This is a genomic window from Hyunsoonleella sp. 2307UL5-6, from assembly GCF_047345485.1.
Taxonomy (GTDB): domain Bacteria; phylum Bacteroidota; class Bacteroidia; order Flavobacteriales; family Flavobacteriaceae; genus Jejuia.
Window position 1 is genome coordinate 519,164 of sequence record NZ_JBLFEN010000001.1, and the last position, 12,750, is coordinate 531,913.

A 12,750-nucleotide genomic window follows, 5' to 3' on the forward strand; every position below is an offset into this window, starting at 1 on the left:
TATAAGATTTTTTAACCCTATTATCCATTGTAACTCCATTAACATGAAGAAAAAAGTAAATATATTTTGGTTTAGACGTGATTTACGATTAGACGATAATCTTGGTTTTTTTAAGGCGTTACAAGGTGATTTTCCTGTATTACCAATTTTTATTTTTGATGCTGAAATTTTAGATAAACTCCCTGAAGATGACGCAAGGGTTACATTTATTTATGAAACTTTGCAAAGTATGCGTAATACGTTACAAAACGAACATGATAGTAGTATTGCGATGTTCCATGGGAAACCGTTAGATATTTTTAATACTTTAATAGAAGATTATACCATTAATGCAGTATACACAAACCATGATTATGAGCCTTATGCTAAAACGCGTGATATAGCCATAAAAAATCTATTAGAATCTCAAAATATTGAATTTAAGACCTATAAAGATCAGGTTATTTTTGAAAAAGATGAGGTAGTAAAAAAAGATGGCAACCCATATGTAGTATACACGCCATATATGAAAGTTTGGAAAGAAACATTTAAATCTCATAATTTAGACATTTATTATACAAATAACTTTCTTAATAATTTAATTGAACATACACGATTACCCAATTTAAGTTTAGCCGATATTGGATTTAAAACATCTACCCAAAAGATAAAACCCTACACGGTAACCCCAACCTTAATACAACGCTACGAAGACACACGTAATTTTCCCGCTAAAGATGCTACATCAAAGCTAGGACCACATTTGCGCTTTGGCACCGTAAGTATCAGGAAAATGGTAAAAAAAGCTATTGCCGAAAACAATGAAATATTTTGGCAAGAATTAATTTGGCGTGAGTTTTTTATGCAAATTCTTTGGCATTTCCCCCATACAGCAGAACGCAGTTTTAAATCTAAATACGACCGTATACAGTGGCGTAATAATGAAGAAGAATTTAAAGTATGGTGTGAAGGTAAAACAGGATATCCGCTTGTAGATGCAGGTATGAGACAACTAAACGAAACAGGTTTTATGCACAACCGTGTACGCATGCTGGTGGGTAGTTTTTTATGTAAACATTTACTCATCGATTGGCGCTGGGGAGAAGCCTATTTTGCCGAAAAATTACACGATTACGAAATGGCAAGTAATATTGGTAATTGGCAATGGGTTGCAGGCAGTGGTGTTGACGCTGCACCCTATTTTAGAATTTTTAACCCCACATCGCAAATACAAAAGTTTGATAAAGAACTAAATTATATTAAAACTTGGGTGCGAGATTTTCAAGAGTTAACCTACCCGCAACCCATGGTAGACCATAAAATGGCTAGAGCACGTTGTTTAGAAACTTATAAGAGTGCTTTAAATTAAGTATTAAGACTTCATTTGTACTGACTTTATCTATACAGCACACATAATAGCAAGTTGAATTTTCGTGTATAATCCAAAAGTTAGGACAAAAAACTGATCTATTTGTTTTTTATCACCTACACTACAACTAAGAGTATTACACTTGGCTTTGTGAAAAAAATCACCTAACTTCGTTTAACTTTGGATATACGTCACCTGTGCTGAACTAGTTTCAGTATTAAAACGGAAGTATATCCGATTGACCGTTGTACACAAGCTTAAAACATCATAATGATTCGTAAAATAAAATTCACTTTATTGTTAATAAGTTTTAATTATTCAATTGTATATAAAAATGCATATTTGTTAATTTTACGCAAAAAATAAACCTACAGGTTGATTTTATGGAAATTTTTAGTACATTTGACGAACAATATCAAGGGGTTTATTTAGCGAACTTCGATAATTGTCCATTTTACCAAACACCCACAGAGTATGAAACAGAACTGGATAAGATACAGGATCAACTTCAAAACCCATTGTTTGTACGAAATTTTATTAAATCCTCGAAATCAGGTTGGAAACAAGGAGCATATAAAAATCATAGCTTATTATTTTTAACAACTGAAATTCTTCAAGAAGCAGGTGATTTGTTTGATAAATTAGATGAAATAAGCGAAGAGTCTCAAAATGGTGATTGTTTTGAAACATTATTTGATGAATTTGTCGAGTTGTCAAAATCTGAAAGATATCATGATCCTGGAAGAAGAAAAATGTACACCTATGATTACGGTTCTTTATTGAGACTATATGGAGTGCGTGTCGGTAACTATGCAATTGTAATAACAGGAGCTGGAATTAAATTAGTCGATAAAATGGATACAGAACCTTTGAAATTAGAACTAGATAAAATGACTTATTTAAAGTCTTGGCTAAAACAAGAAAACATTACAGATTCTACTGAATTATAACATGGAAAAAAACCTAAACAAAGTAGTTACAAGAACAGCAACTAAATGGAAAGAACGAGCTAAAAGAGACCGTTCTAACAGGAGGAATATAACTAGATCTCAAGCATTTGCACTAGAGTTGTTGGATTATATGGATTTACATAAAATCAAGCAAATAGACCTAGCAAATAAAATGGGTGTAAGTGCTCAACAAGTAAATAAAATATTAAGCGCTAAAGCGAATTTAACATTCGAAACAATAGACAAAATTGCCGAGGCTTTAGGCGTTGATATTACATCACCAAAAATAAAGTCTAATAAAAGTACTAATTCAGCTGTCATTCTTCAATCGATGCAAGTTGTACATAAACGCAAGTACAAAACTATAGAGGAAGAATTGACGTCTGAAAGAATTACACAAAGAAATCCTGTTTTACAAACTAATATGGAAAACTTGGATTCATATACTTACACAGCTAATCAAATTTAAAAAGCGATGACGTACAATAAATTAGGTTTTGCTTTTACAGGTTTACGAACTATATCGTTTGCAATAATTGATAAAGCTTACAAAAAAACTGGCGAAACGAACTTAATGACTGGATTAGGATTTGGTTTAGATATTGACGACCAAGTAGTAACTTGTAACACTCGTTTTTCTTTTGAGAGAAAAAAGGATCAGCCATTTTTAATTCTTGAAGTTCAAGGACTATTTGAAATAGAAAAAAATGACTTCTTGAATAAAATGAAACAAGATGATAAATCCTATTTAGTAGCAAAAGGTCTTGCAGTACATTTTGCTGTACTGACTGTAGGTTCTGCCAGAGGAATATTACATGCTAAAACCGAGGGAACACCATTTAATGAGTATCTCTTACCAACCATTGATGTTAAAAACATGTTACGAGAGGATGTTATTTTTAATTTCTAAAACGCCAGTGTACAACAATGGCTATAAGTAATCGCTTGTTCTCGCCTACTTCTGAAAATTCTCGCGAATTTTCAGTTTGGTGTGTACTTGCAAAGTTACGTACTAAACCACGCAACTACTCATAGCCGAGACCGTTAAACGAAACACCAGAAAAAACCTTGAAAATAAATTGTTTGTCAATACTAATAGTTTTATAAATCATCGTCTCATAACACTTAAATTCAATCCTTTTTAAAACGCTTTACCCCTGCTTCTACTCTAGTTTTTAAGTAGTTTTCTCTTGGTACTATTGGACAAGAATATTTAGAATTGTAAGCACAATAAGGGTTGTAAGCGGTATTAAAATCAAGTATTAGTGTATTTCCTTTGGGTATGTTACTATCTATATATCTACCACCGCCATAACTTTCTAGTCCGTTAGTTTCATCCAAAAAAGGTAAAAACAAGTAATCATCACCTTCTTCCACTGCTTCTTTGCCTTGGTATATATTTAGTTGATGTTGTTTTCCGTTGAGTTCAAAATACAAAACACCATAAATGCGTTCTTCTGAGACGCGCTTTGTCGTAGTTTTCATATTAAACCATTCGTTATTTGGTGTGCGTTTTAGTTTTGCGTTTACGATATATGTAGAATCAAACTCAAAAAAATCTAAACCTTCAAAAGTTTTAAGATCTTTCTTTTTTAATGGTGATGTAGAAGCATCTTTAAAAAAAGCATTTTGTTTTTTTTGATATGTTGTATCACCTTTTATAGGTCGCTTTTTTTTTGCGCAGCTTGTAGATACTAAAAACGTAGCAAGTACTACTAATGTTAGGATTTTGTATAGTACTAGCGGATACGCCCGCGTTAGGGATTGTAGCGGCATCCTTTTTTGAAGCATGAGAAAACATATGTTAGAAAGCCCAACTTTATAGGGTAACCTGCCTGCAATACCGCAGGTAGGCAGGCGCCCAAATAATTTAGTTTTTTTTAAAACGCACATCACTTTTAGGGATTAAATGATGGATTAAGATTGGTATTGTAATTCTGCAATAAATCATTTGAAAAAGCATTAAATGTATCTTCATCGGCAAAGGCTTTAATTTTTTCTGGATCAAAATTACCTTGTAAATAATAAGCCGCAACGTCTGCCCCTTTTTGTATAAAAATAATAGCATCGGTTACTACAACACCAGCTTCTTTTACAGATATAATTCGTGTGTTTTCCAACTCGTTTTTTCTAAAAACATCTAAGTAACCGCTGTTGGTTACCGCATTCATTTCAGTAATGAGAGTTTGACGTTTTAGTGCCGAAACATTTTCGAACTTAATATATTTAAAGTCTGAAATATTACCAATAGCGTTTTTTACCTGTGGTGAAATAGTACTTAATACGGCTTTCATAAAATTAGGGACTTGAAAGGATGTTGTACCCAAATCTGCCTTATGCTTATTATAAAACCCTTGAAAACTACTACCGCAAGACACTAGCAAAAAAGTAATAGAAATAACTAATATTGATTTCTTCATATTAAAAATTAACATTGTAAAAATACAACTTCCAAGTTATTTACCTAGATTTGTACTTTATAAAGATAAAAAATGCGTAGTAACGTCACAATTTGCAGAACACAATGGACCGTTTCCTTAAAGCAGGAAAGACGGACTTGTAATGTATTGTGATGTTATAAACTAAACGTTTACAGATATATTTTAAAGTCCGACTTCGCAGTCGGACTTTTTTTTGTGCATTACTTAAAATTTAAAACAATGATTATGAAATTACCAATGAAACACAGTACCTCGTTAACAACACAAATGGCACCTTATATGACACACAACATATTTTTTCCTCCAGAGGAATGATTAAAATTAGAATACCTAGAACACATGAAAACACTTTTTAACACTTACTTAAACACATTTAAAGGCCTTTCTACCGAAGTATGGTGGCTAGCTTTAATAACATTAATAAATAGAGCTGGTACAATGGTTATACCATTTTTATCATTGTATTTAACCGAAGACTTAAAATTTACATTAAGTAATGTTGGTACAATTATGATGTGTTTTGGCTTAGGTTCTGTAATAGGATCATGGCTTGGTGGAAAATTAACAGATACCATTGGTTACTATAAAGTAATGGTAGGAAGCCTTTTAAGTACAGGAATATTGTTTATTGCTTTACAGTTTTTAACTACGTTTTATACATTGTGTTTAGGCGTATTTTTAGTAATGCTAGTGGCTGATATGTTTCGTCCTGCAATGTTTGTGGCATTAAGTGCTTACAGTAAACCAAAAAATAAAACAAGAAGTGTTACCTTAATTCGTTTAGCTATTAATCTTGGGTTTTCTGCAGGACCTGCTATTGGGGGTGTTATAATTACAACCTTAGGTTATGGTGGTTTGTTTTGGGTGGATGGTATTACCTGTATGCTGGCTACTATTGTATTATTTAGAGTTTTACACCCTAAAAAATCTAAGGTTACAGACGATATAGTGGTTACCAATCCGCAATCGGCTTATAAAGATAAAGCGTTTGTTACGTTTTTGATAGCCATGTTTTTATTTGGAGTTATTTTTTTACAATACTTCTCTACAATGCCTATTTATTATAGAGAAGCACACGTATTATCAGAATTTGAGATTGGGTTACTTTTAGGTGCCAATGGTTTTATAATTTTTCTGTTAGAAATGCCTTTGATAAAATGGTTAGAAAACACTGGGATTTCTAAAGTAAAGTTGATGATTGTAGGAGCTATACTAACTGCTATAAGCTTTATTATTTTAAATATTACCTCATGGTCGGGTATTTTAATTATAGGCCTATTTTTTATGACTATTGGAGAAATGATAGCATTTCCGTTTTCAAATGCATTTGCTATGGAGCGTGCAGAAAAGGGAAACCAAGGCGAGTATATGGCATTATATGCTATTTCATTTTCTATGGCGCATATATTTGGACATAAAGCTGGCATGCAAATGGTAGACGGTTTTGGTTTTGACAAAACTTGGTATACCATAACACTAATAGGTGGCTTTTGCGTACTTTTATTACTTATTTTAAAGGCTCAATTAAAACAAAAAATATAAGCGAATTTTAAATGAAAGATGTAATAATTATCGGCGGTGGCCCTATTGGGATTGCTTGTGCTTTAGAATGTAAAAAGCATAACTGGAATTATTTGATAATTGAAAAGGGAGCACTAACCAACTCTCTTTTTAATTATCCTAAAAACATGACTTTTTTTTCTACTTCTGAAAAATTAGAAATTGATGCTATTCCGTTTATAAGTAAAAACCCAAAACCCAACCGAGACGAAGCTTTAGAGTATTACAGGCGCGTGGCAACTTCTAACACGTTATATGTTAACTTATTTGAAACAGTAAAAACGATTACAAAAGAAGCTATTGGTTTTTCTGTTACAACAGATAAAGAGACTTACAAAACAAAAAACATCGTTTTAGCTACTGGATTTTACGATATACCAAACTTACTAAATGTACCAGGTGAAGATTTACCAAAGGTAACGCATTATTATAAAGAAGCACACCCCTACGCTATGCAAAATATTGTAATAGTTGGCGCAAGTAATTCATCAGTTGATGCTGCTTTAGAAATTTATAGAAAAGGCGGCAATGTGACTATGATTATTCGTGGAGAAACCATCGGGAAGCGTGTAAAATATTGGGTGCGTCCAGATATTATTAACCGTATTGAAGAAGGCAGTATTAAAGCCTATTTTAATGCTGAAATAACAGAAATAAAAGAAACTGAATTAACATTTATAACGCTAGAAGGATCCAAAACTATTCCTAATGATTTTGTTGTTGCATTAACAGGATACAAACCAAATTTTGATGTATTACATCAACTAGGTGTAACCTTAACTAATGATGCTAAAAAACAGCCTACATATAACAAAGATACTATGGAAACTAATATTAAAGGCGTGTATTTAGCAGGCGTAATTTGTGGGGGCATGGAAACCCACAAATGGTTTATAGAAAATAGCCGCATACATGCCAAACAAATTGCAAACCATATTAAAACTACGTTAACTATTTAGAATATGGATTTAAATCAAATTACAATACCCTCACAAAATGTAGAAAAAGCTATTGGTTTTTATAAAACATTAGGCTTAAAATTAATTGTTGAGGCATTACCCAAATATGCGCGTTTTGAATGTACTAGTGGCAATAGCACGTTTTCAATTCATAAAGTTGAAGAATTACCAAAAGGAAATGGTATTACTGTGTATTTTGAAGATGAGAATTTAGATGCATTGGTATTACAATTACAACAAAAAGGTATCTCTTTTGAAACATTACCGGAAGATAAGTCTTGGTTATGGAGAGAAGCGCATTTAAAAGATTTAGATGGTAATCATATTATTTTATACCATGCAGGAACTAACAGGAAAAATCCGCCGTGGCGTATTTAAAAGGCTTTATTTAATTGGGATAATTTCTTTTTGTTTAATCACTCGAGACAGTACAATTTGGGTTTTCGATTCACCATAAATAATTAAATCATCAATAAAAGCCTCTAAATGTTTATGGTCTTTAAGTACAACTTCCATTACAATATTTTCATCACCTGTTATACGATAACAATTTACCACTTCATCAAGCGATTTTACTTTATTTAAAAATGGCTTTAATTTTCCCATAAATGCCCGTAACGTAATAATAGCTTTTAGTTGATACCCAATTTCAAAAGGAGACACAAGTGCCTTAAAGCCTTCAATAACACCCAAATCTTCCATTTTTTTAATACGTTCTGAAACAGCAGGAGAACTTATCCCTACTTTTCTGCCAATTTCAGCATTAGATTGTCTCGCGTTTTCCTGTAAACACTTCAAAATCTTTGCATTAAGGGTGTCGATTTGCATTTAAAGATATTTTATTAATAAAACATTGAATTTAAAGCAAAAATAGTAATTTACTTTAGATATTAAAGTTGAATGTAAGTTTTAGTGACTAATTTTGACTAAAATGCTAATGAAAATACGTAATAATGCATAATACCCCAGTAAATCTATCGGAATTACCGATTTATCAAAAAGCTATAGAGATTTTTGCATTATCTCAGAGTATTTCTTTGTATTTAAATGAAGATTTATCTGCGCTAAAAGAAGATGGTTCAGAAGATATTAATATTTACTTTTCAGGTGATATTATTCAACATTCAGTGTCATTAGCTCCTGAAATAGAAAATGCAGAACGTGAGCGGTATTCAGACAGAAAACATAGACATGTTGCGTCTTTAAAAAGGCTTACAAACCTGCTTTATAAAAACGCTTACCGTTTAGAAAAAAGCAATAGTAATGGTAAAGACTTTTTACCTGTTTTACGTCGTGAATTAAAGAAATTTAAGAAGCTGCAACATTCTTGGATGTTAACACTCTAGTTTATTTTTTCAAATTTTTGTCCGCACCCTTCAATACATTGATACCACAAGATTAAATTTCCGTTTACTGGTAAATCAAAAAATACTCTTGCTGATCTAGAAGTACATATGTTTGGTATAATTTCGCCATCAAATTGATTATCGGTATTCGTATCTGTAGTCAAAAAAAACATTCCAGATTCTTTATCACCAACTTCTGAAGACATAAAGCATAAAATCCCATTACTAATAATTGTGCCATCACTAAAAAACTCAATAGTGCGATCGCTAGTTATAGGTTGAAATGTACCACTACCATCTCCCGGATCTGATAATTGTTCGATAAGTTGCCATTTACCAATTAAAGTATTATCATCTGAAGGTTTTTCATCATCAGAAGCACAACTTGAGATTGTAACTAATAACAGCATAAAAAGTAAAGTTCTCATTTTAGTTGTTTAATTTAAGATGGTGAAATTTCAAAAGGGTTGCGTAAAAATTTTGATAATTATTTAGATTCTGTGGCAATATAAGCTATTAAAACAAAGGAATTTACACAACTTTTCTGCGTAAAGTTGATGCTCTTAGATCCCGCATGCCACGGGATAAGCGATTCACACAACTTTACTGTGTAAAGTTGGTGCTCTGCTTACATATTCCTTCTATACTGCCCTCCTACTTCAAACAAAGCTTTTGTAATTTGCCCTAAGGAGCATACTTTGCAAACTTCCATCAATGCTTCAAAAATATTTTTATTATGAATTGCAGTTTCTTGAAGTTTCTTTAAAAGAGCTTCAGTATCATTAGCTTTATGAAGGTTTTCTAAAGTGTTAATTTGAAATCGTTTTTCATCTTCTGTAGCCCGTATTACTTCCGCAGGTAAAACCGTTGGAGAGCCTTTACTACTTAAAAAAGTATTTACACCAATAATTGGAAACTTTCCGTTGTGCTTCAACGTTTCGTAATACAAACTTTCTTCTTGAATTTTAGAGCGTTGGTACATGGTTTCCATAGCACCTAAAACACCACCGCGTTCAGTAATACGATCAAATTCTAACAGTACAGCATCTTCTAATAAATCTGTTAACTCTTCAATGATAAAAGCACCTTGAATAGGATTTTCGTTTTTTGCTAAACCTAATTCTTTATTGATAATTAATTGAATTGCCATAGCACGACGAACAGACTCTTCTGTAGGCGTAGTAATGGCTTCATCGTAGGCGTTAGTATGTAGGGAATTACAATTATCATAAATTGCATAAAGCGCCTGAAGTGTAGTTCTTATATCATTAAAATCTATTTCTTGAGCGTGTAAACTACGGCCAGACGTTTGTATATGATATTTTAGCATTTGTGCTCTGGCATTAGCACCGTATTTTTCTTTCATAGCTTTAGCCCAAATTTTTCGAGCTACACGACCAATAACTGCATATTCTGGGTCGATACCATTAGAGAAAAAGAAAGATAAATTTGGACCAAATTTATTGATGTCCATACCTCTACTCAAATAATACTCTACATAAGTAAAGCCGTTAGATAAGGTTAAAGCCAACTGTGTGATAGGGTTTGCGCCAGCTTCTGCTATATGATAACCAGAAATAGACACAGAATAAAAATTCCTGATATTATTGTTTATAAAATATTCTTGTACATCGCCCATTAAACGTAAGGCAAATTCGGTAGAAAAAATACATGTATTTTGTGCCTGATCTTCTTTTAGAATATCAGCTTGTACTGTACCTCTAACTTGAGCTATTGTATTTGTTTTAATTTTAGAATATACAGCTTTAGGCAATACTTGATCTCCCGTAACACCTAACAGCATTAATCCCAAACCGTTATTACTTTCTGGTAATTCCCCGTTATAATGTGGGCGTTCTTTATTGTTGTAAAGCGCTTTTATTTTAGTCTCAACTTCGGTTTCAAGGTTGTTATCTTTAATATATATTTCACACTGCTGATCTATAGCAGCATTCATAAAAAAGCCTAATAACATTGGTGCAGGCCCATTTATAGTCATACTTACCGAAGTCAACGGGTCTGCCAAATTAAACCCAGAATAGAGTTTTTTTGCATCGTCTAAACAACAAATAGAAACCCCTGCATTGCCAATTTTACCATAAATATCAGGGCGTAAATCTGGATCATTTCCATAAAGCGTTACACTATCAAAAGCTGTAGATAAACGTTTTGCAGGCATACCAGCACTTACATAATGAAAACGTTTATTTGTGCGCTCTGGTCCGCCTTCTCCAGCAAACATTCTTGCGGGGTCTTCGCCTGTTCTTTTAAATGGGTACAAGCCTGACGTATAGGGAAATTCTCCTGGTACATTTTCTTGCATGCACCATCTTAAAATATCGCCCCAAGCTTGATATTTAGGAAGCGATACTTTAGGAATTTGTGTGTGCGATAAAGATGCTGTATGTGTTTCAATCTTAATTTCTTTATCTCTAACTTTAAAGGAGTACACTGGATTTTTATAACGGTTTACTTTATTGTGCCACCCAATAATAACTTCCCAATTATAGGGACTTAAATCCATTTTAACTCTATCAAACTCAGCAATAAGTAATATTATAAAATCTTTAGTTTCTTCATTAGCTTCTTTTAAAATAGTAGCATTATGTAATCCTGATTTTTCAATAAAAGATTGCTCTGTTGTGGTAGAAGTTACATTAATAACAGAACATATGGTTTTAAAAATACCATAAAGTTTTTGAGCAACATTAACTTGTAAAGTAACGTTACTGTCATAATTCCTATTACTTTCTGCTATTTCAGATAAGTAGCGAGTTCTGGATGGTGGAATTACAAATATTTTCTCACTCATTTCATCTGTAATGGTAAACGAAGATTTTAAATCTGCATTTACTTTTTCAACAAGCTTATCCATTACCGCTTTATAAAGCGTATTCATCCCAGGATCATTAAATTGAGAAGCTATTGTTCCAAAAACAGGTAAATCCTCTTGTGGTGTATCCCAAAGATTATTATTTCGCATGTACTGCTTCTTCACATCTCTAAGCGCGTCTAAAGATCCTCGTTTATCAAACTTATTTATAGCTACTAAATCTGCAAAATCTAGCATATCAATTTTTTCTAATTGCGTTGCGGCACCAAATTCTGGTGTCATCACATACAAAGCCACATCAGAATGCTCAATAATTTCGGTATCGCTCTGCCCTATTCCTGAAGTTTCTAAAATAATCAGATCAAATTCAGCTGCTTTTAAAACTTCAACAGCTTCATTTACGTGTTTAGACAATGCTAAATTAGATTGTCGTGTTGCTAAACTTCGCATGTAAACTCTGGTGTTATTAATAGAGTTCATTCTAATACGATCTCCCAATAAAGCACCACCTGTTTTACGTTTTGAAGGATCAACAGAGATAATTCCAACAGTTTTTTCTGGAAAATCTATTAAAAAACGCCTTACCAATTCATCTACTAAACTTGATTTTCCTGCACCACCAGTACCTGTAATTCCTAGAACTGGTGTTTTAGAATTTTTATTTTTTAAATGAATTTGAGAAAGTGTAGTCTTTGCAGTTTCAGGAAAATTTTCAGCAGAAGAAATTACCCGAGCTATTGCTTTACTATTTTTAGTGTTTAGGTAATTAATATCAATATTCAATGCATCACCAATAGCAAAATCAGATGTTGCCACTAAATCATTTATCATACCCTGTAACCCCATTTTACGACCATCATCAGGAGAATAAATACGCGTAATACCATAATCCATAAGCGCTTTAATTTCTGATGGTAATATGACGCCACCACCGCCACCAAAAATTTTTATATGTTCTGCGCTTCTTTCCTTTAAAAGATCATACATATATTTAAAATACTCGTTATGTCCACCTTGATATGAGGTAAGACAAATAGCATTTACATCTTCTTGAATCGCTGTATTAACAACCTCTTCAACACTTCTATCATGCCCTAAATGAATCACTTCTACTCCTGTGGCTTGAATAATACGCCTCATGATATTTATTGATGCATCATGACCATCAAAAAGTGACGCAGCAGTTACCACTCTAATTTTATATTTTGGTTTATAAGGAGTTTCTTGATTCATTATTAAAAAATAATTAGTTTACTAGCTGCAATTTACGAATAATTCAAAAAAAAATGATATTTCGAAAAAATATTGCAAAA

At 32.6% G+C, this 12,750-nt stretch carries 13 protein-coding genes; 8 read left to right on the forward strand and 5 right to left on the reverse strand.

Features of this window, described 5'->3' with window-relative positions; all coding sequences use genetic code 11:
• Positions 1–43: 43 nt before the first annotated feature.
• The 4 genes from ACKGJY_RS02270 (at position 44) to ACKGJY_RS02285 (ending at position 3,208) form a co-directional block, all read left to right on the forward strand.
• Complete coding sequence (locus tag ACKGJY_RS02270) at positions 44–1,348, forward strand: cryptochrome/photolyase family protein (protein WP_413972218.1); 1,305 nt, start codon at positions 44–46, stop codon at positions 1,346–1,348.
• A 383-nt stretch (positions 1,349–1,731) separates the two neighbouring features.
• Complete coding sequence (locus ACKGJY_RS02275; RefSeq protein ID WP_413972219.1) at positions 1,732–2,298, forward strand: hypothetical protein; 567 nt, start codon at positions 1,732–1,734, stop codon at positions 2,296–2,298.
• A 1-nt stretch (position 2,299) separates the two neighbouring features.
• Complete coding sequence (locus tag ACKGJY_RS02280) at positions 2,300–2,767, forward strand: helix-turn-helix domain-containing protein (RefSeq protein ID WP_413972220.1); 468 nt, start codon at positions 2,300–2,302, stop codon at positions 2,765–2,767.
• A gap of 6 nt (positions 2,768–2,773) precedes the next feature.
• A complete protein-coding gene (locus ACKGJY_RS02285) occupies positions 2,774–3,208 on the forward strand; it encodes a hypothetical protein (protein ID WP_413972221.1) in 435 nt (144 codons plus the stop codon).
• A gap of 221 nt (positions 3,209–3,429) precedes the next feature.
• Here the strand turns inward: ACKGJY_RS02285 and ACKGJY_RS02290 are convergent, their stop codons facing one another.
• Both ACKGJY_RS02290 and ACKGJY_RS02295 read right to left on the reverse strand, forming a co-directional pair.
• Positions 3,430–4,089 (reverse strand): DUF1684 domain-containing protein, encoded by a 660-nt coding sequence (locus ACKGJY_RS02290; RefSeq protein WP_413972222.1) that lies wholly within the window; start codon positions 4,087–4,089, stop codon positions 3,430–3,432.
• A 107-nt stretch (positions 4,090–4,196) separates the two neighbouring features.
• Positions 4,197–4,718, reverse strand: a complete 522-nt coding sequence (locus ACKGJY_RS02295; RefSeq protein ID WP_413972223.1) for a DUF4252 domain-containing protein — start codon at positions 4,716–4,718, stop codon at positions 4,197–4,199.
• A gap of 360 nt (positions 4,719–5,078) precedes the next feature.
• Between ACKGJY_RS02295 and ACKGJY_RS02300 the strand changes: the two genes are divergently transcribed.
• From ACKGJY_RS02300 to ACKGJY_RS02310, 3 genes are read left to right on the forward strand one after another with little or no spacing between them, the layout of a single operon-like run.
• Positions 5,079–6,281, forward strand: a complete 1,203-nt coding sequence (locus tag ACKGJY_RS02300) for an MDR family MFS transporter (RefSeq protein WP_413972224.1) — start codon at positions 5,079–5,081, stop codon at positions 6,279–6,281.
• An 11-nt stretch (positions 6,282–6,292) separates the two neighbouring features.
• Positions 6,293–7,258 (forward strand): YpdA family putative bacillithiol disulfide reductase, encoded by a 966-nt coding sequence (locus ACKGJY_RS02305; protein ID WP_413972225.1) that lies wholly within the window; start codon positions 6,293–6,295, stop codon positions 7,256–7,258.
• 3 nt (positions 7,259–7,261) lie between these two features.
• The gene (locus ACKGJY_RS02310; protein WP_413972226.1) at positions 7,262–7,636 is read left to right on the forward strand and encodes a VOC family protein; all 375 of its coding nucleotides are present in this window, start codon (positions 7,262–7,264) and stop codon (positions 7,634–7,636) included.
• A 6-nt stretch (positions 7,637–7,642) separates the two neighbouring features.
• On the opposite strand, the gene ACKGJY_RS02315 is transcribed toward ACKGJY_RS02310, so the two are convergent.
• Positions 7,643–8,086, reverse strand: a complete 444-nt coding sequence (locus ACKGJY_RS02315; RefSeq protein WP_413972227.1) for an Lrp/AsnC family transcriptional regulator — start codon at positions 8,084–8,086, stop codon at positions 7,643–7,645.
• A gap of 125 nt (positions 8,087–8,211) precedes the next feature.
• Here ACKGJY_RS02315 and ACKGJY_RS02320 point away from each other — a divergent pair, with 125 nt between their 5' ends.
• Complete coding sequence (locus ACKGJY_RS02320; RefSeq protein WP_413972228.1) at positions 8,212–8,604, forward strand: hypothetical protein; 393 nt, start codon at positions 8,212–8,214, stop codon at positions 8,602–8,604.
• Here ACKGJY_RS02320 and ACKGJY_RS02325 read toward each other — a convergent pair.
• Together ACKGJY_RS02325 and ACKGJY_RS02330 are read right to left on the reverse strand one after the other, a co-directional pair.
• Entirely contained in the window at positions 8,601–9,032 is a 432-nt protein-coding gene (locus ACKGJY_RS02325) for a hypothetical protein (protein ID WP_413972229.1), read from the reverse strand. The two genes, ACKGJY_RS02320 and ACKGJY_RS02325, sit on opposite strands and share 4 nt — an antisense overlap.
• Before the next feature lie 200 nt (positions 9,033–9,232).
• A complete protein-coding gene (locus ACKGJY_RS02330; RefSeq protein ID WP_413972230.1) occupies positions 9,233–12,670 on the reverse strand; it encodes a methylmalonyl-CoA mutase family protein in 3,438 nt (1,145 codons plus the stop codon).
• Positions 12,671–12,750: the final 80 nt, after the last annotated feature.